This is a genomic window from Pseudobutyrivibrio sp. AR14, from assembly GCF_900101325.1.
Lineage (GTDB): Bacteria > Bacillota > Clostridia > Lachnospirales > Lachnospiraceae > Pseudobutyrivibrio.
This window is the reverse complement of record NZ_FMUY01000007.1, coordinates 86,677-113,496: the sequence shown is the minus strand read 5'-3', so window position 1 is coordinate 113,496 and position 26,820 is coordinate 86,677. Positions and strand designations below refer to the sequence as shown.

The window sequence follows — 26,820 nt, the reverse complement described above, 5'->3', positions numbered from 1 at the left end:
AACTGGCAACCATTCTGAGACACTCTTACTACAAAGGAGTCAAACATGGATAATTACCAAATTATAAATAAAATAAAGGGCGGTCTTATCGTCTCTTGTCAGGCCTTAGAAGATGAGCCTCTTTACAGCAGTTTCATCATGTCAAAAATGGCTCTTGCCGCTGAGGAAGGCGGTGCTGTAGGCATCAGAGCCAACAGTGTAGTTGATATAGCAGAAATCCAAAAAAGTACTACTCTTCCTATTATTGGCCTCATTAAAAAGGACTATGCCGACAGCGAAGTCTATATCACACCAACTGAGGCTGAGGTGGATGCTCTAGTTTTAGTAGGCGCCGATATTATTGCAATGGATGCCACTAATAGACCTCGACCAAATGGCGAGAGCTTAGATGCTTTTTTCAAAAAAATAAAGAAAAAATATCCAAACAAATTATTCATGGCAGATTGCTCTACCTTTGATGAGGGCATCCATGCCAGTGAGCTTGGATTTGATATAGTAAGCACTACTCTCTCCGGTTACACAAAGGAGACAAAGGGACGCTTGCTACCAGATTTTGACATGCTTAAAAAGCTTGTAGATTCTCTAGATATTCCTGTCATTGCTGAAGGAGGAATCTGGGAGCCAGCTCAGTTAAAACAGGCATTTGATTTAGGCTGCCACAGCGCAGTTGTTGGTAGTGCTATAACAAGACCTAGGGATATAACAAGACATTTTATAGCCGCTATTAAGGAGAACTAAAATGAAAATTATAAATGGTAGTGTTTTTTTAGAAGATGGAAAATTTCAACAGGTAACAGTGGCCTGTATGGATGGGAAAATCACTGAGATAACAACAGGTGATGCCCTATCTGCCAATAGTTCTGAGGCAGGTGAAGAGATAATAGACGCCACTGATTGTTATGTAATTCCAGGTCTTTGCGATATACATTTGCATGGCTGTATGAGTTACGATGCTTGCGATGGCACTAGAGAGGCTCTTAAGGAAATGGCCAAATATGAGGCTGCTCACGGAGTCACTTCTATCCTTCCTACTACAATGACCTATCCGGAAGACACTCTTACTACTATTGCAAATGCCGTAAGGGATTACCGTATATACGATAATGATACTCCAGGTCACGCTACAATCCATGGCATTAATATGGAAGGTCCTTTTATCTCACCTGAGAAAAAGGGTGCCCAGAATCCTAAATATATTCAGCGCTGCGATATCAATATGTTCCATAGAATCAACTTAGCCAGCGGAGGTGCAGTTCGTCTATGCGATATTGCCCCTGAGATGGATGGCGCTATGGAATTTATCGATGAGGCAAGAAAAGAGACTAGAATCTCAATCGCCCATACCACTGCAGACTATGATACCTGCAAGCAGGCATTTGACCGTGGAGCAAGACATCTTACCCATTTATTTAACGCAATGCCACCATTTACACATCGAGCTCCTGGCCCAATTGGTGCTGCAGCTGAAAATGAAAATGTCACTCCAGAAATTATCTGCGATGGAATCCATGTATATCCAGCTGCCGTAAATCTTATGTACAAAGTATTTGGTCCAGAGCGTCTCATCATGATAAGCGACTCTATGCGTGCAACCGGACTACCAGATGGAGAATATGAATTAGGCGGACAGCCTGTGACAGTAAAAGGTCGACTTGCCACCCTACACGATGGCACAATCGCCGGCTCAGCCACCAATCTATACGATTGCATGATTACCGCAGTAAAGGAAATGCATATCCCCCTTGAAGACACCATTTTATGTGCTTCTAGAAATCCAGCAAAAGCTGTTGGGATATACCACACAGTAGGCTCTATTGCCCTTGGCAAACAGGCTGATTTTGTTATAATTAATAAATCAGATTTAATGATTAAAGCTGTCATTGTGAGGGGACAATATGGCAAAGGGTGATTCAACAAAACATAAAATTGAGGAGGCTTATACCAGCCTCACCAAATCAGAGCAGGGCGTAGCAGATTACTTCCTGGAGAATACCGCTATTAGCGATTTCTCCTCAAAGCATATCTCCACCCTGCTATACGTTTCTGAGGCCACACTATCTAGATTTGCTAAAAAATGTGGATTCAAGGGCTACAGAGAATTCGTCTACATGTACGAGCTTGATTTCAAGGATTACTTCACCGAAAAGGAGGAGAAGGAAATTTCTGACATCACACGCTCTGTCCGGAAAAACTATAAGGACATTATGGTCAAGGCATTTGATTTAATAGACGAGGATCAAATGCGCCGCATCGCAAGCCGCCTTAGCAACACAGAGTACACTGTTCCTGTGTATGGCATGGGCTCTAGTGGATATGTTGCCAGAGAATTCCAGCTTCGATTTATGAGACTGGGGCTTGATGTTATCGCAATTACGGATTCCCAGATGATTGCTATGAATGCATCACTGGTGAAGCGAGGCTCTCTGGTCCTTGCCTTTTCCATCAGCGGCACTACCAAGGTAGTCATGGACAGTATCAAAAAGGCCAAACAAAATGGAGCGAGAGTGGTTCTTTTCACCTCCTCTAAGGACAAAAAGCTTATAGAGATTTGCGATGAAGTTGTAGAGGTAGCCTACCTTAGCGAACTAGAGACTGGCACCAAGATATCCCCACAGATATCTCTACTCATCTTACTAGATGTTCTCTACACCTATTATTTTGCAAACGATTCATACTTCAAGGCTGAAAAATACAAGCGCACTCTCTCAGCTCTTGAGATCAAAATCTAAAATATTCTTAGGACCCAGCTAGGGTCCTTTTTTTATGCATAATAAAACAGAAAAAAAGACCCCAAGCTATGCTTGGGGCCACTTTGTACATTCTACGTTATAAGGTCAGTTACCAATTTTAATTACAATAATTTTTTGAGCTCGTCATAAACAAACTGAACCTGAGTGCCTATGACAACCTGTACTGATGTCTTGCCTGGGCGAATCATGCCAGCAGCACCAGCGGCCTTAACAGCCTTTTCGTTGATTACCTCCTGATCCTTTACCTCAAGACGAAGTCTTGTAGCACAGTAATCAGCAGATGTAATATTATCCTTGCCGCCGAGAGCCTCTAATACTTTTTCAGCTACTACAGCGTAATTGCTGTTTGAAAGCTTAGCATCCTTATCGATCTCAGCGTAATCTTCCTCGTCATCCTCACGACCAGGTGTCTTAAGATCAAATGCGCCAATCACATAGTAGAATACTAAATAGAATACTACGAAAGCTGCGATTCCAAGTGGAATAAGCATCCATGTGTTTTGAGCAGCTGGAAGTGATGCAGAGAATACAGCATCAGTAGCTCCACCTGAGAATGAGAATCCTGCTCTAAATCCAACCAATCCTGTGATGATTGTGAAAATGCCATATAAAAGTGCATATACAAGATAAAGACCAGGAGCCAAGAACATGAATGAGAATTCAAATGGCTCAGTTACACCGCAGACAAATGCACAGATAGCTGCTGATGAAAGAATACCAATTGCAAGCTTTCTCTTGCCTGTCTTAGCGCGTCTAATCATAGCAAGAGCAGCACCTGGAACACCAAACATCATACATGGGAAGAATCCAGACATGTAGATACCTAAATCCCAAGAAACATCAGCAGAAGTCTTGCCTGCCCAGAAGTTTGTCAAATCACCAAGTCCGATTGTATCGAACCAGAAAACATTGTTAAGTGCGTGGTGAAGACCTGTTGGAATGAGAAGTCTGTTAAGGAACGCATAGATACCAGCTCCTACGATACCCATCTTTGCAATACCCTGACCAAGTGCTACAAGTCCTGAGAAAAGAATTGGCCATACAAAAAGAAGTACAACAGAAACTAAAATTGATACGAAACCTGCAATAATAGCAACGCTTCTCTTTCCACTAAAGAAAGCTAGCCAATCTGGAAGCTTTGTGTTCTTAAACTTGTTGTAACACATAGAACCAATAATACCAGCAATGATACCGATAAATGGATTGACAATCTTGTCAAAGGCCATTGTTTTAACAGCACTCTCTGCGATAGATGGCATGATAGTTGTGACAAAACCTGTGCCAAGAAGTGTTGTCATAATAAGCCATGATACAAGGGCTGCCAGTCCGCCTGTACCGTCATGGTCATCAGCCATACCAACACCAACGCCGATTACGAAAAGTAGCGCAATGTGGTCAATCAATGCTGCACCAGCTTTTACTAAGAACAAGCCAAAGAGCATCTTTGCACCGGTGATATCTCCTCCCTGCATTGTGGCTGGACACAGCATGTATCCAATACCCATTAAAAGGCCACATAACGGAAGAACCGCTACAGGCAGCATGAGAGCTTTACCTAGTTTTTGTAAAAACTTCATACATTATCCTCCTTCTATACCCCTACTTTGTAAGGTTGATTTAATATAATTAAATTATATTCAACCCCTAAAAATACTGTCAACGAATTCACTTTCTTCTGAAACCTCTTTCAGATTTTGCCCCCTGAGTTACGCTTTTATGACAGTACTTTCAATTCAAATCTCACCTTGTTTCATTCTTTTCTTTTTTATGTACATATTGGCATCTGCCTGCTCAAAAACATCACCTACTGTAAGCCCCTCTTTGCCATAGGCTGCACCTACCGCCATGGTCACACGCCCCTTGGCTTTATTTTCTGCATTTGCCTTATCTATCTTTTCAATCAGATAATCCAGCTTGCTTAAATCCTTGCCCTGAGCAATTACAACAAACTCGTCTCCACCCACTCTATATACCGGACTGTGGGCAAATGCGTTACAGATAAGCATACATCCGTCCTTTATAAACTGGTCACCTGCCAGATGTCCTAGTGTGTCATTTACATCCTTTAGGCCATTCATATCACAAACTACTATTGCGTAATCCTTTACTTTGCCTGTTTTTATTTGCTCGTTCAAAAGGTTCTCTGCCTCTGCGTAGGCATTTTTATTTTTAACACCTGTAAGCTCATCAATATTGGCCTTTTTCTCAGCCACTGTCAGATTATTGAGATACTCCAGTTCCTTTCTCTTTTGGGCATCAACATCAATAAGACCCACTATAAGCTGAGTTCCATCAAGTTCTTCTACAAGAGCAGCCTTAAGTGTTACATAAATCGGATTGTCGCTTTCAAAACAAAGCCTGTAGGTGTGAACAAAAATGCCCTCTTTATCTATCGTTGACAAGACATTTTTCTTGGTAAATACTCGCTTAAATGACTCCAAATCCTCATAATAAACAACGTCTGTTGCATCTCTTATAGCATCTTTAAAGAAATCATCACCTGAGCTATTTAACTGAAGAGTCTGGAACATATAGCTTGTTTTGTACATGCTGTAGCTATTAGTCTCAGGGTTTACAGTGTAAATAGAAATAATGTCACCGGAAAGAGCTGTGATTCTTGCATAGGTAATTCGCTCTTCTTTTATGCGCTCTATAGTCTCCTGGCGCCTCATCTGCACATCCACATTGTTGACACCTATGATTACACGGTCCTCCCCTGAGCGAACCTTTACAGCTTTTAAATTGACATAGGTAGGTTTCATGTCGATGAACATACGATATGTAAGAGAAAATGTACCGTGCTCCTTTAGATTGGATGCCACATTCTCCATTGTCATGGCCTCGGTAAACGTATCCAAATCTGCACTGTAAACTGTCTTTTTGGCATCAGAAACAATCCGTTTAAAGAAATCTTTTCCACTCTTTTCAACGGACAAATCTCGATTTTGACCATCAGGATTGTACTCTACGTATTCACCTGTTTTCATATCAACAAAATACAGGTAAATATAATCCTCTGCCAAGGCTCTGGCCACATAGTTGTATGTCAAATCATTTTCTTTTTTAGGTTTATCTGTAACCGAAAGAATAACTATGGCAAGGGCTGCCATTCCCGAAACTTTATTGACAGCAATTCTTTGAATCAGAAGCTGAACTGTTTTGCCATCACGGGTTCTGTCGTCGATTATTCGTCGCTTTCCATCCTGACCACATTGTCTGATAGCATTGAAGGTATAGTAACCTGTACCCCTCTTGCCCTTCTTAAACTCATATACGTATGGCTCCTTTGCATCTGGGAAATTGTTTTCAATAAATCGCTTGAAATTCCTATTTCCTCTGGCAAAATGTATTATCTCATCATTTGCCTCTGTGATTACCATTGGAATGGTGTCAAAATAGCTGGCGTACTGATCATCATCCTGACTTAGGAATGACAAATCATATAGGCTGACCTTACCTACCTCTGAATAGTACTCAGCCTCATCTGGATTTTCGAATCCGATTTGAGTGCCGCTTTTATATCTGGCAAATATTTTCTCCACTGGAATAGGCCTACAGTAATAGAATCCCTGCATTTTCGAGCAGCCTACCTCCAAAAGGAAATCCACCTGTTCCTGATCTTCTACACCCTCAGCAGCAGTCTCTATTCCTAGAGCAATAGCCATCCTTACAAGCTCTGTAATAATTATCTTTGTATTATCAGAAGAGCTTATTCTACTAATAACCCCTACATTTATCTTCAATAAATCAAAATGGACTCTCTGCAACATAACTGGCGAAGCACTGCCGCTGCCATAATCATCCATCCATACCTTAAATCCAAGCTCCTGAAATCTCTCGAGCTGAGAAAGAACCTGCTCATTGTTTCTGCAGACAGCACTTTCAGTAACCTCTATTGCTATCTTTCCAAAGTCGATACCTGCCGCCTGTACACGGCTAACAAATTCCTCTACGATATCACAGCAATAGAAATCTATCTGGGACACATTGATGGAAGTTGTAACCAGATAAAGCCCCATCTCAACCTGGGCTTTCATCTTCTCAAGCACATGTTCGAGCACATACAAATCCAAGGTTGCAATAGCATTTACAGCCTCTAAAATCGGAACAAACTCGCCTGGATTAAGGACTCCCATTATTGGGTCATCCCATCTGACCAGTGCTTCTTCCTCACAGACTCTTCCATTAACAGAGCGAACAATAGGCTGATAGTATACCTCCAACCATTCCTCCTCTATTGCCTTTGGAAAATTCTCCAGCAAATATTTACTTTTGTCGAAAGAGCTATCCTTAGTAATCATCTTTCATTCCCCGTGTACTTCCCCGTAAACCAATACAATTCTAGCTAAACACTCAAGCGTCTTTGAATCTCACTTACCACTTCACGACCTTTGAAAATAATAGCTCCAACCAAAAGCGCAAAACCAACAAGCAAGCAAATTATCCATTCGATAGGACAATTCTTCTGGAAAATATAAAATGCAATGTATGGCAAAATACCTATCAATACATTAGTAAGAAGATAGGCCATTGAATTGCCACTTTTATCCAGCATGGCAAACACGAAGTTTGCAACCATTGTAGCCATAACTACATTTGGCAAAATCCAGTATATAAAAAGTCTAATAAATCCCATGTAATATGCTGTAACAGCAAGCATTATCATTACAAATACAACAAATATAGATAGGATTCTCGATGGACTCATACCCTTTTTGAAAAGTCTTATGATTCCAAACTCAAAGGCAAGCACCCACATTAACACAAGTAAGCTCCAATGGATTTTCTCAAATGGACCATCGAATGCTGCTGGATGAAGTCCAAATAGGAAGTCGATTCCAAGTGATGCAATAATAATAATCCATACAATAAAAAGCTGAAGCTTATAGAAAAATGACTGTATCTTTAAAATAGTCTGAGTAGGAAAATATCTTTCCTCTGGCTCTCCCACCATCTTACTCTGACAGAATGGGCATTTCTTAAGGTCGCCACCAACCTGTATCTTACAATAAGGACAATTTTTCATTATCGAATCACCTCCGTAGCATATGCTTTAACTTTCATGCCATCTTCGCTAAGTCCGCGGACAAAATTCTTGATTACGCGAGTGTTTGAATATGGCGAGGTGACTCCAAGTGTAAGAACACCGTTGTAACTTGTCATTACCATAAATAAGTTTGAAGAACTGCAGAATCCAGAGTAGTTCTGAATCATAGATGTCAGCTCCTCAGGTGGACGCTGCACTCCTAAATTAGAAAGTACAACAGACACCTTTTTATCTGTAACTTTTGAGCCATAGCGGACAACCAGCTGCTTGATAAAAAGTGGCACCGCTCTAACTGGAATAACATATTCCATGGTCTCAAAATTATCCATCTGCTTTTTAATATTTTCTTCTGTCAAATTAGCCTTGAGCTTCTCGTCAAACTCCTTAGCCAAATCCTCAAGAGAAATATCCTCTGTAAAAATATGGGACACATTTATATTGTTAAAAAAGTTTCTAGATGTCTTGCTAGGATAATAGTTTCTAAGGTTAACCGGCATAGAAACATTGATTGGCTTTTTCACCTTGCGAGGTGGCATGTCTGCCTTGATGGCAAGCATAAGTCTCGCGCCTATATAACTTGTAAGACCCACTCCCATTTCCTTGGCCTTAGGGAGAATGTCTGCTGTAGGAACCTGAAGCTCAAAAAACTGAAGCTGGTCATATGGAAGCTTAAGTCCTCCTGGATGATATGCGTACTTAAGAGTCGATGCCTTAAGTCCCATGCTTCCAAAGAACTGCTTGTAGCTATCCTGATTCAAGTCATCCTCTGATGCTCCCGAATGAATAACTATGTCCTCAAATCTATCTGGATATTTTAGCTCTAAATAACTTGATACAATAATATTTAAAAATTCCAGGGCGCCTGTTCCATCTGAAATAGCGTGGAACAAATCAAGGTTAATTCTGTTGTGATAATATGTCACCCTGTAGTGAAGCATTGCCCTGCCTGGCTTGTACAGGATAGGACAAACTCTGCCGTGCTCCTCTGTAACCACTGGCTGGATGTCTGTATCCTCCATGTAGTGCCAGAAAATACCTCGTCTAATTCTTACCTGAAACTGTGGTCTCTCCTGAATTGCAAGAAGAACTGCCTCCTGTAAAAGCTCTGGGTCTATTTCATCCCAAAGAGTACAACTAACTCTAAGTGTTCTTGTGTCTCTTTTAGCTGCTGTAGCAAGAAAAACTTTTGCTACATTATCAACTTTGTACCAATTATCTCGTGCCATTATTACTCCTTATGCATTGTATATTTCCTCAGCAATGAATTTTGCTATACGCCTCATTGCACGCCCCGCCACTGGAAGTGGCAATTGCTGGTATACATGCCAACCATCTTTTTCTATATCAATAGTGGATTTCACTCCAGCTTTAGTCATTTTCTTGTTGAGCTGGACACTATCCTCAAGCAGGATTTCGTTTTTGCCTACCATAATAAATGTAGGTGGAAATCCTGAAAAATCTCCAAATAAAGGACTGTATTTAGGCTCCGCTGGATCAGCCTTATCTCCTATAAATGCCTCACGGACTCCCACCACATACTTGTATGTGAGAATCGGGTCCTTTGTCTTGTATGTCTCATAGCTAGCAGAGGATGCAGTCATATCTGTCCACGGACTCATTACTATAAGCGCTCTAGGTGCCATTCTATCCTGCCCAAGTAATCGCTGGGTCAGTGAAATCACAAGATGTCCACCAGCAGAATCCCCTGCCATCAAAATATTTTTTGCACTAAAGCCCTTTTCTAATAGATAGTTCCAAATTATCTCACCATCATCTATAGGTGCCGGAAATTTGTGTTCAGGTGCAAGCCTATATTCAAAAGTCACTACAGAAAATCCTGTAGCAAGGGCCAGCTTGGCACCAAGAATTCTAGCATATCTAAGTCCGCCACACACGTAGCCTCCACCGTGGGCATTCAAAATAACATAGGATGGATTGTGTGCAAGAACCGGACGTATCCACTCACATGAAATGTCTCCTACCTTAAATGGTTCTATCTCCACATCACCAGTAGGGGCCGCAAGCTTCCCTGCCAATTCCATAGCAGATCTCTGCTTTTTCAAATCCTCTTCTGTAAGGGAATTTCCCGTTATTGAGTTGAAGGCCTTGATTGCTTTCATCAAGGGGTCATTCCAGTTTATCCTTCGCAAAGCCATATAATTCCCCTTTTTAACATCTTATGGATTAATTATAATTATTCTTTCGTAAAATTTCATTAAGAAATGGTAACCATTCTGTTAAATCGAAAAACACAGAATTTTCACAATTTAGTCACAACTTGACACCATTTGTGAATTAACAAGTGCTAGAATTGGTTTTGTAGGAAAGACTAATGTCTTTTTAGGGGAGGCGCAGACATGGATGTAGCCGAGATTTCAATGAACCTAAGTCAAAATAAGCTTATGTCGGCGGTGGGAACGTCGATGCTTAGTAAGTCTTTGGACCTGATAGAGGGACAGGTTACGATGCTTACAGAGGGGATGGATATGAATTCACCTTCTCTTGAGAGTTTGGTTTACCCTACCTCGGGCACTGCCATTGATCTACGCATATGAACGATTGGGTGTTATAATAATTAAGGGCTCGCTACGGTGGCGAGCCTTCGTTCTGTCCACTTTTAATCAATTTCATTACATAATTCTTATTCAAAAATTCCTGTACAGTAATTCACAAATAAACTTTTATTCTGCAAGGTTTATTCACATATTTAACATTGTTCCTTCAGAAATGGATTGTATTATTACTATATCGCAAGACAGAAGCGATGAACCATTTTTTTCATAACATTATTCTCCCTTTTAGAAAAGGACGTCCCGCCGACGTCCTTTTCACTTTGTTATAAAGTTAAATTTTCTAAAAACAGTTTTTCAAAATCCGGATTGGTTGCCATGTAAATCACTCTGGATTTTTCTTTTATTTCCTTTAGTGCATCCTCATCCTGATTTGTGATAAATGCTATATTTCCTAGGAGGGATGTGTTGCCTACTGCTTCAAACTTATTAATAAGCTCCTTTGGGAAAATATTGATTCCAGCTGCGGACCATACGCCAATGGAAGCTCCCAGACCACCTGACACATATAGGTGTTCTATGTCCTCCATCTCAATGCTAGACTCCCTGACTAAAAGTGTGATAGCAGAATAAATGGCAGACTTGGCAAGAAGCACCTGCTGAATATCCTCTCCTGTAATGACAATACCCTCTGCCACAGGGAATCCCTCTTCTGCATATTCTTCTGCCAGAAGGCCGCCTGAATCTATGATTCCATTTCTAAATAGCTCAGAAATCAAATCGATAACGCCGCTTCCACATATACCGATAGGAGCCTCGCCTCCGATGGTTGTGTACTTAACTCTTCCATGGGAAATGGAAATGTGATTGATAGCACCTCTGATAGATGCCACTCCACATCGCAAGTTCGCTCCCTCTAGGGCTGGGCCAGCTGATGCAGATGTGCAAAGGTATTCATTGCCATCATACAAAACTATCTCCGCATTTGTTCCCAAATCCACAAACAGATAGTTCTTAGGCTCTTTCTTTTTCTTTATGTAATAAAGACCTGCTACAATATCTCCTCCGATAAAGGCGGATATTGATGGCATAAAGAATATATCCTTGTAATCATGGGCAAATCTCACACTATCAAGTGTGTATGGAACAAATGGGAATTTGGCCATACCATCTACAGGGTAATGTAAAAACAGATGGGTCATAACTGTGTTTCCAGCGATAACCACTCTATGCATAAGATAATCTTCGCCGAGTATTTGCCTGCCTATATTCATCAGGTCATTTCTCACTGCATTCATCAAATCCTCATCATGACCTTCCATAGCAGCCTTTACTCTCGACATTACATCTGCGCCGTAGCCTGTCTGACTGTTGGTACAGTTTTTCTGTCTAAGAATTTTGCCTGTATGCAAGTCCACCACTGCCGCAGCAATAGTGGTAGTACCAATATCTACCGCAATGGCGATATTGGTCTTGTCTAGAGGTAAATTTTCATCTGCAATTAGTGTGTCTGGGGATTGAATCTCTGAAACTAGAGAAAGAGGCACCTGAATCTTGCAGTCTTTGGTGATGATACACTTACAGCCTAGTCTCCATCCATTTCTTAGATCATTGAACTCTATACCTCGCTCATCTGCAGAAGTAATCTCGGGAGCTCCGTAGGCAAATCTCACAGCACAACTCATGCACTTGCCTGCCCCACCACAAGGTCTGTAGAAATTGATTCCAAGTTGCTTCATCACCTCAACAAAAGAAATGTCCTCGAAGCTAACCAGGACATATTCTTTTTCAGGTTCGATGCCGTCAATTACAATTTTAATTTCCATGTTTTCTATCGTATTCCTCTAATGAATGTAAATTGAATTTCAACTCACCTTCATTATCCACCATAATTGTCATATAAGTGTGTTCACGACTATTCTGTCTTGGGAATGCTATGCTTCCTGGATTGGCTATAATCAAATCCTCATAATAATCGATAGTTGGAACATGGGTGTGTCCGTACAAGACTACGTCGCAGCCCTTTGCTCTGGCAGCCTCGGCTATTCTCTCGTAGCCAAATCCTACACCGTAGTAGTGACCATGAGTGAGCATAATCACATGCTTGCCCACCTCAAGCACTACCTCGTTTGGAAGATTAGTGCCCCAATCACAGTTGCCGCATACGCACTCAACTGGAGCATCAGTCATCATCCATATTCTCTCTTCTACACCCTGGCCATCTCCAAGATGATAAATTCTATCTGGCTTTTCTATCTCAATAACATCACTGAGATTCTCTGACATGCCATGGGTATCACTAACAACTAATATTTTCATGCTTAACAATTTCTTCCTTTATCATTCTAAGAGCCTGGCCTCTGTGGCTGATTGCATTTTTCTCCTCTGGGGAAATGCTAGCTGTGCTAACATCCTTGTCCCATAGATAGAAAATTGGGTCGTAACCAAAGCCATTTTCGCCCATTGGCTCCCATCCAATATAGCCCTCGATAGTGCCTCTTACAACTGCCTCGTTTCCGTCTGGAAAAACAGCTGAAACCGCACATACGAATCTAGCACTTCTGTCTTCTTTTTCTACTCCATCAAGTCGCTCAATCAAATTGGCATTTTTAATGTCGTATGATGTATCCTCGCCCATATATCTAGCAGAATAAATACCTGGCTCCTTGTTAAGTGCATCGATTTCAAGTCCACTGTCATCTGCAAGAACGATAGCATCTGTTGCCTCTTTTGCAATTGCTCGTGCCTTTATAAGAGAATTCTCCTCAAAGGTGGTTCCATCTTCCACAATATCCACATCAATGCCTGCTTCCTTCATGGACTGGATATCGTATTTCTCCTCCCCGAGAATCTCACGAATCTCTCTCATTTTGTTTGCATTTCCTGTAGCAAAAATAATTCTAGTCTTCATCATTCTCCAATCTGCCAGTGGCTCCTATAGCTTACCGACTATTATAAATTTAAATATTGTAATACAGAATTGTATATAGCCAATGCTGCTTTGTTTTGATACTCCTGTTCCTGCAGGTTATCCAGTTCCTTTTGGTTAGTCATAAATCCAACTTCCACGAGGGCTACTGGAGGCTTTGACATTCTGATAATGTATACCTCATCCCCCACTACTATCCCCTTTGATTTTGTGCCAAGCTCTCCCAAGAGATTACTAAGGCACATCTGGGCAAACTTCTTAGACTCACCTGTAGAATCTCCAGCTTCGTACATGACCTCTGTTCCATTTATGGATGACATACGGCCTGAGGCTGTAGAATTGTTATGAACTGATATAAAAAGATCAGCATCCGTGTCATTAGCCAGTCCTACTCGATTGGCAAATGATGGATTGGTGTCATCTGTTCTGGTGTAGTAGACACCTATATTTTTATCACATGCGTCAAAATACTTTTTCAACTCAAGAACTATATCTAGATTAATGTCCTTTTCACAGACCCCCTGCTTGGTGGCGCCAGGAACATTGCCGCCGTGGCCTGCATCAATAACCACAACATAGTCATATATCTCATGAGGGTCAACAAAATCAAAATAAATATTTTCCCCCTCAGATGTCATGGACACTTCAAACACATCATCTGTTGTAATCTGGATGAGACCTACCAGATTCTCACTGTTGTAGGTAACATCTACGATATTGTCCGAGTTACCTCTGATTGGGAATTTCTGGAAATAATCCTTGCCGATTCCCTTGATTTTGATGTTGATAGTTCTGTTGACGTAATTATTGTTAATCTCTACTGCAGAGCTGGTGACATTTTGTGGAAGGGTCAACCTAATCTGGTGCCCCTTTAAAATGCTCTGTCTTGTGTCAGGGTCATCCGCCTCTAAATCAGCGTTACTCTCCCTAAGCATATCCATAATCGAAACTCGACCACCCATCATCTGAGAGTCTTCGATTTTAAGAGCAATAATATGCATGTTTGGCACATACACAAGCAAACAACTCATTGCAATCACCACCACTAGAATTATAGCGGTGAAAGCCCCCATAACCTTTTCTTCCATTTAATCACTCATAAACTTCGACTACATTATTTGCATACGCTTTTATGCATAGATTAGCACTTGCTACATCCTCAACGCTCTCCCAATCCAGACCGTTGTTACTGATATATCCCCTACCATCCTCTATTGTCACCTTCTCTGTCATGGAGTCGGCAACGTACTCAACTGCAAGAGGACGCAATGTATCAGGTGTGTTGACGTAGAGTACTATTGCGAAGTTTTCTCCCTCCGAAACCATTTTCGCCTGGTCAAATTTTACTGTGTAATAACCAGCCTGGTCAACCTGACCATATGCCACAAGCTCCTTATTAACAAGGCTGCTAGTGTTTTCATAATTTGGAACAAAATAAATTTTATAATTAGTGTCTTTACCAAGAGCGTAAAAACCAGCTGCCTCTATCTGCTGATTGCCATCGGCTACGAATGTATTGGCGCCATAAGCCCACTCCTTGCTGTAGCCTACCTGGCCTACCCAGCCACACAAGTCGCTCTGATAAATATAATTGTATGTGTTGTTAGTATCCACATCTACGTAAGAAACTGCCTGATTACCTACATTGGTGTCATAGTAGGAAATGTAGAATACACCGTCCTCACCAAATCCGCTTCCCCAGCTATTCTGGCAGATAAATGCCCCATTGCCAGGAGCAGTATCCATGAAATTAGTAGCTGGATAATTGTCATCCCAGCCTATGATAACTACGTCATGATTAGGCTTTGAACTACCTCTATAATAGTAGGAATTAGTCAGGCTATTGTAGCTGTTAGAACCATTTAAGTTGGCTGTTGAAACGCTGGCGTATACTGATGTAGAAACTCCACCATATCTATATACAGCCCACTTGATTCCATCGAGATTTTCCGAATCATAAAACTGTACTGACTGAAGATGAACATTTTCCTGTTCACCATTTCCTGTCCACTCATCAATCAGTGTAGTATGTCTGTCCTGAAGAGCTGGCCCTTGCCAAGAAAGCAGGTAGGCTAATGCCATGGTATAATCGCCGCCATCTGCCTCAGAAAGACCGAATGAATTGTCATTAATCATGGAATCCACTGAAAAATTGTAAGGCAAGGCTGGAAGCATAGATGACTCCATGGCCTCCAAGGATGCACAAGCCCAACAGGTAGATGTGGAACCTTGATTTCTAATATTGCTAACTCTGTTTACACTCCTGAGATCATATCTCTTAGGCAGTGTAGCTGTCTTTTTGTAAGAGATATTGACTGTGTATTTATTGGCGTCGTAATCGTATTTGTACCCGAATATCTGGCATAGGTCCTGAAGTCCTACGTACATTTCCCCTCTATATATAGAAGGTGCAACCGCAAGCTCAAGCTCCTCCTGACCTTTGTAGGCTATTTTCTCACCTCTTGTAAAAGAAAAAATATCATTTGTAATTTGAATAAGAGCCTGGCTGTCATCCACCATAAAGGCAGAGCCCATAAGCTCTTTGCGAATAAATTCTAAGGATCCAACTGGATTGAGACTGTCATCAAGAATTGTATAACCAGCTGTATTTAAGTATGGCTGGCCATTAATATAGACCTTAAGTTGACCTGAATCATTAAGATTTTTAGACATGAGAGGGTACAGCACGTCCTTGTTCAGTGCTGCCCCGCGGAATGACTCTACAGCTGCGTATTTGTCATTCCAATTATTTAATTTCCAAAACAAAGTGAATGCCAAAAGAAGAGCAAACACTAAAAATCTCTTGGAAAATCTCATTTAACTAATCCTTTTTTTGCGGCTTAGGTCCTAAAAATTGATAGAATCTAGTCTTTATCATTCCGTTATAAATTTTACGATTTTTATCGGCCTTTTTGCCGATAGCCTTTGGCGCATCCTCATAGCTTGTGATTACAAACATGGACCATGTTTCAAGCTTTTTGAATGCTGCTCCTAACTTGCCGTAGATTGCTGGCAAATCTCTCTTATCCTCAAGACGCTCACCGTAAGGTGGGTTTGTCAAAATAAATCCGTATTTCTTAGGGTGGCTAAGGTCTGCCACATCTCTCTGCTGGAAATGAATCATGTGGTCCACTCCCGCCTGCTTGGCATTAAGGCGGGCGATTTTAACCATCTCAGGGTCAATATCATATCCCTGAAGGTCGCACTCTACCGATGTATCTACCTCGGCTCTGGCCTCGTCAAAACACTCTCTCCATAGCTTCTGTGGAATCAGATTATTCCAATCCATAGATGTAAACTCTCTGTTAAGTCCAGGAGCAATGTGGGCAGCCATAAGTGCAGCCTCAATCAAAAATGTACCCGAACCACAGAATGGGTCCACAAGAATCCTGTCTGGATGCCATGGAGTAAGCTGAATAAGTGCCGCCGCCATAGTCTCAGAAAGTGGAGCCTTGCTAGTGTATGTACGGTATCCTCTCTTGTGAAGTGGAGTACCTGTAGAATCCAATGTGACAATAACATTGTCATTCATAAGGAATATTCTAACAGGGTAATCTGAGCCATCCTCGTCAAACCACTGAATATCATAGTGGGACTTCATGCGCTCAACCATAGCCTTTTTAGCGATGGACTGAATATCTGTAAGTGAAAAAAGCTTACTCTTAACAGAGGTAGCCTTAGTTACCCAAAATTTTCCATCTACAGGAATGTAATTTTCCCAGTCTAATGACTTGATACCCTGAAATAACTCTTCGAAAGTAGTAGCTCTAAATCGACCTACCTCTATAAGAACTCGCTCAGCAGTGCGCAAATTGATATTTGCTCGACAGATTGCTTCTGCATCGCCAGTAAAGGTCACTCTACCGTCTGTAACCTCAGTAACCTCATAACCTAAATCATATATTTCTCTTTTTAATGGAGCTTCCAAACCGAAGTGGCATGGACAGCTAATAGTAAATAATTTCAACATAAAAATATCTTAACCTTTGAGCAGAATAGAGTCAAATACCATGTGTGTATTATTACTCATTGATGCACAATAAATTATTTTTATTGCATTATTATAAAATCTATATTATAATCGGAATCGTGACAGGCAGTTTCCTGTCATACCCTTATTAATTATTTATACTCCCCTCAAAAAGACCGAGTTTTTCGGTCTTTTTTCTTGCATAATTATTCACTTTTTGTTATATCACAATTTAAAAAAATCAAGAGAGTTTCCATTTTAGGCATATAAAAAGGGCTGTTCGTACAGCCCTTTAGTGTTTTTTTGATTACTTAAAGTGACCTAATGCCTCTGCAAATCTAGTCTCATCAAATGGCTTAATAACAAAGTCCTTAGCGCCTGCCTCAATAGCCTCGATTACATAGCACTTCTGACCCATGGCGCTAACCACCAGAATCTTAGCATCTGGGTCAAACTCCTTGATCTTCTTGATAGCATCAATGCCATTAGAGCTACGACCAATGGTGTGACCATCTACTGTCATGGTGATGTCCATAGTAACTATATCAGGCTTGAGCTGCTTGTACTTTTCAACAGCCGCATCGCTACAATCTGCCTCAGCAATAACAGTCCAGCCATTTCTTTCAATTTCGCCTCTGACGACGGCTCGCATAAATTTCGAATCGTCAACAACTAAAACTGTCTTTCCCAAAGAGCGTCCTCCTCCTATCAAAAAATCAATTTGGAAGTTTACAGTTATTATACCACACAAGCCACCATCCAACTATGAAAATATTGTTAAGTCATCATCACTATTTATACTGATCAATATTTTCTGGTGTTATAGGAACAAACGGTACCCACACATATTTTAGATCCTCTGTAGCACCTTCCATTGAGCCTACTGAGCCACCTTTTGCCAAGGTTATTGCACAGTCCACTGCATTCTCTGCCTGACCAACAGTATCTTGAAGAACTGTCATGTACATATCGCCACTTCTTATTGCTGCGCAACCATCATCAGTTGCATCTATTCCTGCTACTAGTTTGTCATGTGTATCATATCCGTTATCCTTAAGCCACTTAATAGCACCAATAGCCATAGGGTCATTGTTACATATAATGCAATCAAAATCCTGATGGGTCTTCTTAAATATTTCAAGCTGATCGTATGCAACTGTATCTGACCAATCTCCGTGATCAACAAATACATAATTTGCATCTACACCATTATCAAGGAAAAAGTATTTTACAGCGTTTGTACGCTGAGGAACTGCAGCATGGCCCTTCATTCCTTCCATGATAATTACATTTAATGACTGAGGCTTACCAAGTCCATTCCAAATGTACTCTGCCTGGAATCTTCCAGCATCCTGTTCAAATGAACCAACATAAACAAATTTATCTGCCTTTAGATAGTCTACATCTGGCTCATTGTTTATGAATACTATAGGAAGATTACCTGCCGCCTTTTCCATCTGAAGAATTGTGGTAGCATCTGCTAGTCTACAAATAATAGCATCGTATCCCTGCCCTGCAGCATCAGCAATCTGCTGCATCTGAATTTCCGGATCACTCTGACAGTAAACGGTATCAATTGTAGCGCCTGTTTCCTGAGCTCTCTTATCAATTGTTTCACAAAGAGTGATGAGGAATGTATCTGTATCGTCATGAAGTGTCATGAGAATTTTTACTCCACTTCCATTTACTGAGCCGCCACCACCTGATTTAGCTCCACAGCCTACAAGGGATGCAACCGTCATCACTATACAAATTAGAAAAGCCATTGATTTTTTGATTTGATTTTTCATAATTCGTCTCCTTATTAAATCTTGAACTGCTGAACATAAGATGTAAGTGTCTCAGATGTATTTGCCAGTTTGTGTGAGTTGTCTGCAACATCCTGGCTGTTCTGGGTGATGCTGTTTGCCTGCTCAACCATCTTGTGGCTAGTCTCGAGGATTTCATCTGTACTAGCTGCCTGCTCCTGAGAGATAGCTGCTACGTTGCTGGCAACATCATCAACCTTCTGTACATCCTGTATCATAAGGTCAATAAGTTCATTAGACTTTTCAATGTTCTGATAAATCTGATCAAATGTATCTACGGCAGTATTGATGAGTTCGCTGTTTGCTTCAATCTTGTCTGCATTGGTCTGTGCCTGTCCAACAACGCTATCAATAGCCTTTCTTACATCATCAATAAGCTTTGCTATATTTTCCGCACTCTGTGCAGAGTTCTTAGCAAGGTTACCGATTTCAGTAGCAACAACTGCGAATCCCTTACCTGTCTCTCCTGCTCTAGCTGCCTCGATAGAAGCGTTGAGAGAAAGAAGGTTGGTCTGCTCAGCGATTTCTGCTATAAGACCTACAATATTGGTAATCTCCTCTGAAGCTTTACCAACTACATTGATTGATTCTACAAGTTCATCATTGCTGCTCTTAATATCTTGCATTGCACCTGCAAGCTGTTCCATATCATCACGGCCTTTTTTACTAATCTCAACAGTTTCTTTCATACTGTCATTGGCCTGAAGCGAATTATCTCTTGTATCTGAAACAACCATAGCAAGAGTGGTTGCATTTTCAGCAATCTCATTTACAGCAACTGCAAGCTGGTCAACAGTATTGTTAAGGTTCTGCATAGCCTCTGACTGTGACTGAGATGCCTCGTACATATTCTTAGATACAACATCCGAATTATCCGACTGCTCTTTAAGCACCTTAGATTCTTCATTTATATCACTAAGCATCTTTCTCATGGACTGAACGAACTCGTTTACCTTGCTGCCCATAAGACCAATCTCGTCGTTGCTCTCCTCCTTCACGTCAATTGTGAAATCACCAGCCGACATATCAGAAATGTTCTTTGTAATTCCACCAAGAGGAGCTACAACTTTTGATACCATCAAGTTGATAAGTATCATGATAAGTAAGATTGCAACTATTCCTATGATTGCAAGGGTGGTAACAAGCTTTGTCACATCCTGCATAATAGTGTCATTATGAACATAAGAAACAAGCACCCAGTCTGTTCCAGCTATCTGCTTAAATGCCACTACATTGTTTTGTATAGTTACTGTGTTATAGTTTCTGGTTTTAACCTTTTCAGCTATTGCCGCCATAAGCTTGTCGCTGTCATCGGTGGTAAGCTTTGTAGAAACTCTAGACTTATCATTGTGGGCAAGTATTGTACTATCTGTAAGGTCTACAAGGAATGATGAAGCCTGATCCATTTTCACCCTTGAATTAACGATGATACTAATCTGATCAAGGGACAAATCAGCTGCAATAACCTTCAAGTCATCAGAGTCATCCTTGATGATACCTGTAGCACTTATAACATTTGTGCCGTCAGCATCCTCATAGGTACTTCCGTATACCATATTTACATGGCTAAGTCCCTGCTTGAACCACACCTTATCTGTAGGATTTGATGTGTCTTTGGTGGACTCTGATGCTTTGTAGACTCTTCCACTCTGGGTAGCAATATAAGGCCCATTCTTACAATAAGTATTAAATCCGTATAATGAATCCATCATAGAATTTAATTCCTCATCAGGTAAATGAGCCTGCTCTACCATATATTTTATTGTGGCAAAGGTTTGAAGATTGTCATCAAGCCAGGCTTCTATATTATCAGCCTGGTTTGAAATAGAAGAATTTAGCTGCGATGTGGCCATGGTAGACAAACTTCTACTTGAAAGATACCCGGAAATGAGTACCAAAATAAGAATTGTAACTACTACAGCTGGTAATAAGAATAATAATAGCTTGTTTTTAATTTTAGCGCGTCGTTTCTCTTTTACTTTTCCCATTTTGAAAGTCTCCTTAGTTTAAAATAATAGCTTTAATGACTTACTTTATTGAAAAAAACATTTTAGAGCTTTAACGCAATTATAGAATTCAGATGTTAAAATATTGTTAAAAAAGAGTGACTTTTACTAGCAAATACGTGGTAATCCCTCTCCCTGTAATATGTCAAGAAAACGTCTTCCACCGATTTCAGTTCTCATAATAAGAGCTCCCTCTTCTGTCTCATCCTCAGGGATATTAACGGCGCCTACCATACAAGCATTCTCGCCGTACTTGCAGCTTCTAATCACCTCTAAAGCCTGTACTGCATAGTCCTTTGGAACTATTGCTACAAGCTTGCCTTCATTTCCCATATAAAGTGGGTCAAGGCCTAAAAGTCCGCAGAATGACTGAACCTGAGGGTCAACAGGAAGCTTTTCCTCAAATAAATCAAATCTAAGACCTGATGCAAGTGCAAGCTCCTTGAGAACTGTGGCAAGTCCTCCTCGAGTCACATCCCTAAGTACATGAACTGGAATCTTGCTCTCGATAAGCTTGCCTACCATCTCCTGAAGTGGAGCGTTGTCGCTTACGATTGTATTTTTAATGCCCATGCGCTGGCTAAGTACTGTGGCGTGATGATCTCCCACATTGCCAGATACGATAATAACATCATCATCTTCAGCATTCTTTGCCTTGATATCTACGCCCTTTGGCACAAATCCAACACCGGCTGTGTTGATATAGATTCCACCATTCCCTTCGATAACTTTTGTATCTCCGGCAACGATTTTAACCCCTGCCTCATCAGCAGTCTCCGCCATTGATTTTACAATTCTTCTGAGGGTATCAATATCTGCACCCTCCTCCAGAATAAATCCGCATGTAATGTACTTTGGAACAGCACCTCTCATGCACAAATCATTGACAGTACCACAGATGCAAAGTCGACCAATATCTCCCCCTGGAAACTCAAGTGGTGTAACAACAAAGCTGTCTGTTGTCATGGCAATAGTGCCATCTCCAGGAACAACTGCTGCATCCTCCATCTCTGAAAGTACATCACTGTGAAACTGTGATTCAAAAATCTCTCTAATTAACTCTCCTGTTGCACGTCCGCCTGAACCGTGCTCCATAATTATTTTTCCCATAATAATTCTCCATTTATCAACTTGCTACATTAACAAAACTATTTCTATTTAACCAAGTAGGCATTGAAGCATGAGCCCTCTTCGCTGACCATGCAGGCTCCCTCTGGAGTCATCGGTGTACATACCTTACCAAAGAGAGGACAGTCATGTGGCTTAGCCTTGCCCATAAGAATCTCGCCGCATCGGCATGCCTTGTTACGCTTGTTGTCCTCATCAAGCCCATCACTTCCCGCGTCAAATCCAGCGAACTCTTCTTTTAATAAAAGTCCCGAACCTGGAATGATGCCCATTCCTCGCCACACCACATCGGCCGGTCTAAAGTACTTAGCCAGCTGCTTTTCTATGATGTCATTCTGGCCGCTATCTACAACTGAAGTATAGTAGTTCTTAACAGTGTTATCATTATTAATGACCATCTGCACAAGACCATAGATGGCAATCACCAGCTCCTTGCTGCCAAAGCCTGACACTGCAAATGGAATCTGGTATTTGGCTGCCAAATCATTGAAATAATCCGCTCCAGTGACAGCACTCACATGCCCCGGTGCAATAAATCCATCTATCTGGGCTCCATTGTCACACAGGAAAGAAATAGCTCCTGGCATGGTCTTAAGGGCTGTAAGAATTCGAATGTTATCAAGCCCTCTAGCTATTGCATTATCCAGAAGAAGTGTATAAACCGGTGCAGTGGTTTCAAAACCAACTGCTGCAAATACATATTTTCTATCTGGATGGTCCTGTGCCAGCGCCAAAACATCCATCGGAGAATAAACCATCTCCACGCTACCGCCTCGGCCCTTAGCCTCGTTAAGACTCTCCTTAGAACCTGGCACTCTCAGCAAATCTCCAAAAGTAGCCACCGTAGTGTTAGGCTCAAGGCTCAGCTCAATAAGCTTATCAATATAAGCTGTAGGTGTAACACAAACAGGGCACCCTGGTCCTGACAAAAGCTCTATCTGTGGCGAAAGCAAATCTCTGATGCCATGCTTTGCAATAGCATGTGTATGACTACCGCAAACCTCCATCAGACGGATTTTCCTGCCATCATAATTTTTTAAAAAATCAACAAGCTCAACGATTTCCATTAGCCCTCAAGGCCTCCCATAAGCTCGAGGATCTCTTCAGCCTCATCTTTTTTCAAAGTCTGGATGACACATCCAGCATGAACGAGAGCATAGTCACCCTCTTTTACATTAACAAGTCCTGCATATGCCTCAACCTCGTTACCATTGAAGTCAACAGTGACCTTTCCATCTTTCATCTTTTTAACTAAACCGGGTATTGCAACACACATAAATAATTCCTTCCAAGTATATGCCTAGGTTGTCCTTGGCATATACCATAAAACTTTAATTTGTTTTCAATATAATGTTACTATTCACAGTTATAAATTTTTAAAGATTAATTCTTGCCAAGCTTGCTTGTAAGAGAATAATTTTTAAAGATTTATAACTGTAAATAGTAACATTAGTTTATCACAATTAAGGGCACTTGGAACCTCTGTTTTAATATAAAGGCATTTTATGAAAAATCCTTTGCCGTTAAGCCATATTTTATGATTTGAGTGGATGTTTTCTTTAGTGTATAATTGGTCGAGTATGAGTGAAAATTTTTGGAGGTAACTATGCACGAATTAGCAGTTACAGAGTATGTTTTTAATTTAGTAAAAAAACAGGCTGACGCAAACAAGGTCAACCATGTAGATAAAATTCATTTATTAATCGGGGACCAGTGCGACTATGTTCCCGAAATCATCGAGGAATATCTCCAGGTAATGAGCGAAGGCACATCACTTGCCGGTGTAAAGGTAGATGCCAAAGTCAAGGAATCCACTGTTCTCTGCAAGGACTGCGGCGCTCAGTTCACCCGCCACGAATTCAAGGACGCCTGTCCAAAGTGCGGCAGCGCCAATCTCAAGCTCAACCGCTGCACCGATTTTATTGTAGAAAATATTGAGGTGAGCTAATATAATTCTTACCGCATAGTAATCATCGGAGTTCAAAACATTTTGTTTTGGACTCTTTTTTATTTAGGCAAAATGGAAAAAACATTACCTATTTATTGAATGATTATTAGGTACCAGAAGCCATAAAAAATATAACCATTTAGGGAGGAAAAAAGAATGGGAAACGCTATGGGAAAAATGTTGAACGAGAGTGATTCAAAAAAAGCCTTAAACAATTTAAAAAAACAGAGAAAGGAACTAGAAGATTACGTAAATAGTAGTATTGAACCTAGCAGTGTTGAATTTTTTAATGCCACCAATAGGTTACAGCTTTTTGATGCAGAAATTGCATTATTGCAGAATGCCATTCAGCAAGGTGATTTTTCTGCAATTAAAAACCAAGCCGATGTGACATATGATAATAATCTTGCTAAAAATTATATTAACGCTATACGAACATCAAGAATTAATGAGCGTATAGACGCATATGAGAAAGGGAAAAAATCTATCTCAGATTATGCCAGAAGAAATCATCTTGAAAATACAGAGTTTAATTTTCAGAACCCTTATTCATATTATGATCATAATATCAAGTTCTTACAAGACGCTTTAGAGAATGGTGATTTATCACTTGCCGATGGACTCCCATCAACCACCGATGACATAAAAGAAACTACATCAAACTTTTTGAATGAATTGGAAAATATAGTAATAGAAAATCGTATTATTGATCGTATAAATACTTACGATGAACAGCTAAATAAACTTCAATCCTATGTGCAAGAAAACGAGCTTGAAGAACCTCAGTTAGCTAAAATATTCCGTAGTGAAAGAGAAAGTCTCCGTAGAGACATAGAATCGGGTAATTATTCAGCAGCCTCTTTACCAGAAAACAACAACGACATCATTAATAGCACCACATCATATATAAATAATATGCAGCAAATCAAAGAAATGAAGGATGCTATTAATAATATGTACAATGCCCCATATTCTAAAAAGCAAAATAACACTACTGAAAAAAAGCCTATAGGCTCTGATAGCGTTACCCAAAAACAAAATGCTAAACCCGATTATCCGACTCGCGCGTCGAGTTTAGATCCTACCCCTGCATTGAAACGTTTGGAAAAAATGTCTAAAAACCAGATATTGCCACCTCGTACGGAAGCTCGCCCTTCTAATGATTTTTTTTGTAGTGACTATTCCAACACTTCTCTTTCTTCTAAGTCATCATTTGTTTCATTAAATGATATTAGTTTCGAAAGTACAAACAGTAATCAAAGTAATGATAAGGGAAAAGCCCCTGCAAGCGATAGTAGTTATAATTCATCATTTACATCATACAAATCAACAGATTCAAGCAGGTCAAATAGACCCTTAACTCCAAATAATGAAAACAAAGCAACTTATTCAGGGGCAGTAGGTGGAAGAAGCCCCAAGTAGGTAATCTAGCAAACTAGCTGGTTTTTCGTTATAATACTTTTATCATGTTATTTATGTAACAACTATAAAAGGAGGATTTTTACTATGGGAAGATTTACTTTACCTCGAGACATCTATCACGGTAAAGGGGCACTTGAGGCTCTTAAGACATTTGAGGGCAAGCGTGCCATCATTTGTACTGGCGGCGGTTCTATGAAAAGGGGCGGTTTTTTACAGAAGGTCGAGCAGTATTTACATGAAGCAGGCATGGAGACTACTCTCTTCGAGGGTATCGAGCCTGATCCATCTGTTGAGACTGTTATGAAGGGTGCTGAGGCAATGCAGGCGTTCCAGCCAGACTGGATTGTTGCTATCGGCGGTGGCTCACCTATAGATGCTGCAAAGGCTATGTGGATTAAGTACGAGTATCCTGACACAACATTTGAGGATATGTGCAAGGTATTCGGCCTTCCAAAGCTTCGTACTAAGGCAAAGTTCTGCGCTATTTCTTCTACATCAGGAACAGCTACAGAGGTTACAGCTTTCTCAATCATCACCAATTATCAGAAGGGTATCAAGTATCCAATCGCTGATTTCGAGATTACACCTGATGTTGCTATTGTAGATCCTGAGCTTGCTCACACAATGCCAAAGAAGCTTGTGGCTCACACTGGTATGGATGCAATGACACACGCTATCGAGGCTTATGTTTCAACAGCTAACTGTGCTTACACAGATCCACTTGCAATCCACGCAATTGAGATGATTATGAATACTCTTGTTAAGTCATACAATGAAGATATGGAAGCAAGAGATGCTATGCACGACGCTCAGTGTCTTGCTGGTATGGCATTCTCAAATGCTCTTCTTGGTATCGTTCATTCAATGGCTCACAAGACCGGTGCAGCCTTCGCTGATTTAGGCGCTCACATCATTCACGGTGCTGCTAACGCAATGTACCTTCCAAAGGTAATCGCATTCAACGCAAAGGACCCTGTTGCTAAAAAGCGCTACGGCGTTATTGCTGACTACATGCACCTTGGCGGAGCAAACGACGACGAAAAGGTTAAGCTCCTCATTGATTATCTCCGCAAGATGAATGACGACCTTAATATCCCTCACAGCATTAATCACTATGGTCCAGACGGACTTCCTGCTGACCAGGGATTCGTTCCAGAAGATGTATTCCTTGAGAGATTACATGACATTGCTGCTAATGCTATCTTAGATGCTTGTACAGGCTCTAACCCAAGACAGCCTAGCCAGGAAGAAATGGAAAAACTTCTTAAGTGTTGCTACTATGACACAGAAGTAGATTTCTAA

24 protein-coding genes are annotated in these 26,820 nt (G+C 40.8%); 7 read left to right on the top strand and 17 right to left on the bottom strand.

The genetic code is table 11. The annotated features are described in order from the left end of the window. The first annotated feature begins 45 nt into the window (after positions 1–45). The 3 genes from BLP50_RS08275 to BLP50_RS08265 are packed head-to-tail and all read left to right on the top strand — an operon-like array spanning position 46 to position 2,729. Positions 46–738, top strand: a complete 693-nt coding sequence (locus BLP50_RS08275; protein ID WP_090153601.1) for an N-acetylmannosamine-6-phosphate 2-epimerase — start codon at positions 46–48, stop codon at positions 736–738. A gap of 1 nt (position 739) precedes the next feature. Continuing rightward, entirely contained in the window at positions 740–1,909 is a 1,170-nt protein-coding gene (gene nagA, locus BLP50_RS08270; RefSeq protein WP_090153599.1) for an N-acetylglucosamine-6-phosphate deacetylase, read from the top strand. Then, a complete protein-coding gene (locus tag BLP50_RS08265; protein WP_090153596.1) occupies positions 1,896–2,729 on the top strand; it encodes a MurR/RpiR family transcriptional regulator in 834 nt (277 codons plus the stop codon). The genes nagA and BLP50_RS08265 overlap by 14 nt, the downstream gene beginning before the upstream one ends. 122 nt (positions 2,730–2,851) lie before the next feature. Here BLP50_RS08265 and BLP50_RS08260 read toward each other — a convergent pair whose 3' ends face one another. The 5 genes from BLP50_RS08260 to BLP50_RS08240 all read right to left on the bottom strand — a co-directional run bounded on the left by BLP50_RS08260 (position 2,852) and on the right by BLP50_RS08240 (position 9,917). After that, positions 2,852–4,327, bottom strand: coding sequence for a PTS transporter subunit EIIC (locus tag BLP50_RS08260; RefSeq protein WP_090153594.1), 1,476 nt, complete (start codon positions 4,325–4,327; stop codon positions 2,852–2,854). Between the two features lie 156 nt (positions 4,328–4,483). Next, positions 4,484–7,051 carry a bifunctional diguanylate cyclase/phosphodiesterase gene (locus BLP50_RS08255; RefSeq protein ID WP_090153592.1) on the bottom strand — a complete coding sequence of 856 codons (2,568 nt, stop codon included), beginning with the start codon at positions 7,049–7,051 and terminating at the stop codon, positions 4,484–4,486. Between the two features lie 44 nt (positions 7,052–7,095). Continuing rightward, entirely contained in the window at positions 7,096–7,776 is a 681-nt protein-coding gene (locus BLP50_RS08250; RefSeq protein ID WP_090153589.1) for a DUF6320 domain-containing protein, read from the bottom strand. Further along, positions 7,776–9,023, bottom strand: a complete 1,248-nt coding sequence (locus BLP50_RS08245; RefSeq protein WP_090153587.1) for a hypothetical protein — start codon at positions 9,021–9,023, stop codon at positions 7,776–7,778. Before BLP50_RS08245 ends, BLP50_RS08250 begins: the two co-directional genes overlap by 1 nt. A gap of 9 nt (positions 9,024–9,032) precedes the next feature. Then, entirely contained in the window at positions 9,033–9,917 is an 885-nt protein-coding gene (locus BLP50_RS08240; RefSeq protein WP_242869244.1) for an alpha/beta hydrolase, read from the bottom strand. Between the two features lie 237 nt (positions 9,918–10,154). Here BLP50_RS08240 and BLP50_RS14650 point away from each other — a divergent pair, with 237 nt between their 5' ends. Beyond that, positions 10,155–10,352 carry a YjfB family protein gene (locus tag BLP50_RS14650; RefSeq protein ID WP_090153585.1) on the top strand — a complete coding sequence of 66 codons (198 nt, stop codon included), beginning with the start codon at positions 10,155–10,157 and terminating at the stop codon, positions 10,350–10,352. Positions 10,353–10,633: 281 nt separating this feature from the next. On the opposite strand, the gene BLP50_RS08230 is transcribed toward BLP50_RS14650, so the two are convergent. From BLP50_RS08230 to BLP50_RS08175, 12 genes are all read right to left on the bottom strand, one after another. Further along, entirely contained in the window at positions 10,634–12,133 is a 1,500-nt protein-coding gene (locus BLP50_RS08230) for an ASKHA domain-containing protein (protein ID WP_090153583.1), read from the bottom strand. Further along, a complete protein-coding gene (locus BLP50_RS08225) occupies positions 12,123–12,626 on the bottom strand; it encodes a metallophosphoesterase family protein (protein WP_090153580.1) in 504 nt (167 codons plus the stop codon). The genes BLP50_RS08230 and BLP50_RS08225 overlap by 11 nt, the downstream gene beginning before the upstream one ends. Next, positions 12,607–13,218, bottom strand: coding sequence for an XTP/dITP diphosphatase (locus BLP50_RS08220; protein ID WP_090153577.1), 612 nt, complete (start codon positions 13,216–13,218; stop codon positions 12,607–12,609). The genes BLP50_RS08225 and BLP50_RS08220 overlap by 20 nt, the downstream gene beginning before the upstream one ends. Before the next feature lie 41 nt (positions 13,219–13,259). After that, positions 13,260–14,324, bottom strand: a complete 1,065-nt coding sequence (locus tag BLP50_RS08215; RefSeq protein ID WP_090153575.1) for an N-acetylmuramoyl-L-alanine amidase family protein — start codon at positions 14,322–14,324, stop codon at positions 13,260–13,262. 4 nt (positions 14,325–14,328) lie between these two features. Next, entirely contained in the window at positions 14,329–16,053 is a 1,725-nt protein-coding gene (locus BLP50_RS08210) for a lectin like domain-containing protein (RefSeq protein WP_090153573.1), read from the bottom strand. 4 nt (positions 16,054–16,057) lie between these two features. Next, complete coding sequence (locus BLP50_RS08205) at positions 16,058–17,206, bottom strand: THUMP domain-containing class I SAM-dependent RNA methyltransferase (RefSeq protein WP_330386073.1); 1,149 nt, start codon at positions 17,204–17,206, stop codon at positions 16,058–16,060. Positions 17,207–17,513: 307 nt separating this feature from the next. Beyond that, positions 17,514–17,897: a response regulator gene (locus tag BLP50_RS08200; protein WP_090153571.1), complete on the bottom strand. Its 384-nt coding sequence runs from the start codon at positions 17,895–17,897 to the stop codon at positions 17,514–17,516. A gap of 100 nt (positions 17,898–17,997) precedes the next feature. Next, positions 17,998–18,996 carry a substrate-binding domain-containing protein gene (locus BLP50_RS08195; protein ID WP_090153569.1) on the bottom strand — a complete coding sequence of 333 codons (999 nt, stop codon included), beginning with the start codon at positions 18,994–18,996 and terminating at the stop codon, positions 17,998–18,000. A 14-nt stretch (positions 18,997–19,010) separates the two neighbouring features. Continuing rightward, complete coding sequence (locus BLP50_RS08190; RefSeq protein ID WP_090153567.1) at positions 19,011–21,002, bottom strand: methyl-accepting chemotaxis protein; 1,992 nt, start codon at positions 21,000–21,002, stop codon at positions 19,011–19,013. A gap of 126 nt (positions 21,003–21,128) precedes the next feature. Then, positions 21,129–22,130 carry a hydrogenase expression/formation protein HypE gene (gene hypE, locus BLP50_RS08185; protein ID WP_090153564.1) on the bottom strand — a complete coding sequence of 334 codons (1,002 nt, stop codon included), beginning with the start codon at positions 22,128–22,130 and terminating at the stop codon, positions 21,129–21,131. 44 nt (positions 22,131–22,174) lie between these two features. After that, positions 22,175–23,215, bottom strand: coding sequence for a hydrogenase formation protein HypD (gene hypD, locus BLP50_RS08180; protein ID WP_090153562.1), 1,041 nt, complete (start codon positions 23,213–23,215; stop codon positions 22,175–22,177). Next, entirely contained in the window at positions 23,215–23,424 is a 210-nt protein-coding gene (locus BLP50_RS08175; RefSeq protein WP_090153560.1) for a HypC/HybG/HupF family hydrogenase formation chaperone, read from the bottom strand. Before BLP50_RS08175 ends, hypD begins: the two co-directional genes overlap by 1 nt. Before the next feature lie 330 nt (positions 23,425–23,754). Between BLP50_RS08175 and BLP50_RS08170 the strand changes: the two genes are divergently transcribed. The 3 genes from BLP50_RS08170 (at position 23,755) to BLP50_RS08160 (ending at position 26,820) form a co-directional block, all read left to right on the top strand. Next, the gene (locus BLP50_RS08170; protein WP_090153558.1) at positions 23,755–24,096 is read left to right on the top strand and encodes a hydrogenase maturation nickel metallochaperone HypA/HybF; all 342 of its coding nucleotides are present in this window, start codon (positions 23,755–23,757) and stop codon (positions 24,094–24,096) included. A gap of 156 nt (positions 24,097–24,252) precedes the next feature. Next, entirely contained in the window at positions 24,253–25,518 is a 1,266-nt protein-coding gene (locus tag BLP50_RS08165; protein ID WP_090153556.1) for a hypothetical protein, read from the top strand. Positions 25,519–25,602: 84 nt separating this feature from the next. After that, complete coding sequence (locus tag BLP50_RS08160; protein ID WP_090153553.1) at positions 25,603–26,820, top strand: iron-containing alcohol dehydrogenase; 1,218 nt, start codon at positions 25,603–25,605, stop codon at positions 26,818–26,820.

Excerpts from the sequence above, each read along its gene's own strand:
- BLP50_RS08275 (WP_090153601.1), top strand. The coding sequence starts at position 46 with ATGGATAATTACCAAATTATAAATAAAATAAAGGGCGGTCTTATCGTC.
- nagA (WP_090153599.1), top strand. The coding sequence starts at position 740 with ATGAAAATTATAAATGGTAGTGTTTTTTTAGAAGATGGAAAATTTCAA.
- BLP50_RS08265 (WP_090153596.1), top strand. The coding sequence starts at position 1,896 with ATGGCAAAGGGTGATTCAACAAAACATAAAATTGAGGAGGCTTATACC.
- BLP50_RS08260 (WP_090153594.1), bottom strand. The coding sequence starts at position 4,327 with ATGAAGTTTTTACAAAAACTAGGTAAAGCTCTCATGCTGCCTGTAGCG.
- BLP50_RS08255 (WP_090153592.1), bottom strand. The coding sequence starts at position 7,051 with ATGATTACTAAGGATAGCTCTTTCGACAAAAGTAAATATTTGCTGGAG.
- BLP50_RS08250 (WP_090153589.1), bottom strand. The coding sequence starts at position 7,776 with ATGAAAAATTGTCCTTATTGTAAGATACAGGTTGGTGGCGACCTTAAG.
- BLP50_RS08245 (WP_090153587.1), bottom strand. The coding sequence starts at position 9,023 with ATGGCACGAGATAATTGGTACAAAGTTGATAATGTAGCAAAAGTTTTT.
- BLP50_RS08240 (WP_242869244.1), bottom strand. The coding sequence starts at position 9,917 with ATGAAAGCAATCAAGGCCTTCAACTCAATAACGGGAAATTCCCTTACA.
- BLP50_RS14650 (WP_090153585.1), top strand. The coding sequence starts at position 10,155 with ATGGATGTAGCCGAGATTTCAATGAACCTAAGTCAAAATAAGCTTATG.
- BLP50_RS08230 (WP_090153583.1), bottom strand. The coding sequence starts at position 12,133 with ATGGAAATTAAAATTGTAATTGACGGCATCGAACCTGAAAAAGAATAT.
- BLP50_RS08225 (WP_090153580.1), bottom strand. The coding sequence starts at position 12,626 with ATGAAAATATTAGTTGTTAGTGATACCCATGGCATGTCAGAGAATCTC.
- BLP50_RS08220 (WP_090153577.1), bottom strand. The coding sequence starts at position 13,218 with ATGAAGACTAGAATTATTTTTGCTACAGGAAATGCAAACAAAATGAGA.
- BLP50_RS08215 (WP_090153575.1), bottom strand. The coding sequence starts at position 14,324 with ATGGAAGAAAAGGTTATGGGGGCTTTCACCGCTATAATTCTAGTGGTG.
- BLP50_RS08210 (WP_090153573.1), bottom strand. The coding sequence starts at position 16,053 with ATGAGATTTTCCAAGAGATTTTTAGTGTTTGCTCTTCTTTTGGCATTC.
- BLP50_RS08205 (WP_330386073.1), bottom strand. The coding sequence starts at position 17,206 with ATGTTGAAATTATTTACTATTAGCTGTCCATGCCACTTCGGTTTGGAA.
- BLP50_RS08195 (WP_090153569.1), bottom strand. The coding sequence starts at position 18,996 with ATGAAAAATCAAATCAAAAAATCAATGGCTTTTCTAATTTGTATAGTG.
- BLP50_RS08190 (WP_090153567.1), bottom strand. The coding sequence starts at position 21,002 with ATGGGAAAAGTAAAAGAGAAACGACGCGCTAAAATTAAAAACAAGCTA.
- hypE (WP_090153564.1), bottom strand. The coding sequence starts at position 22,130 with ATGGGAAAAATAATTATGGAGCACGGTTCAGGCGGACGTGCAACAGGA.
- hypD (WP_090153562.1), bottom strand. The coding sequence starts at position 23,215 with ATGGAAATCGTTGAGCTTGTTGATTTTTTAAAAAATTATGATGGCAGG.
- BLP50_RS08175 (WP_090153560.1), bottom strand. The coding sequence starts at position 23,424 with ATGTGTGTTGCAATACCCGGTTTAGTTAAAAAGATGAAAGATGGAAAG.
- BLP50_RS08170 (WP_090153558.1), top strand. The coding sequence starts at position 23,755 with ATGCACGAATTAGCAGTTACAGAGTATGTTTTTAATTTAGTAAAAAAA.
- BLP50_RS08165 (WP_090153556.1), top strand. The coding sequence starts at position 24,253 with ATGGGAAACGCTATGGGAAAAATGTTGAACGAGAGTGATTCAAAAAAA.
- BLP50_RS08160 (WP_090153553.1), top strand. The coding sequence starts at position 25,603 with ATGGGAAGATTTACTTTACCTCGAGACATCTATCACGGTAAAGGGGCA.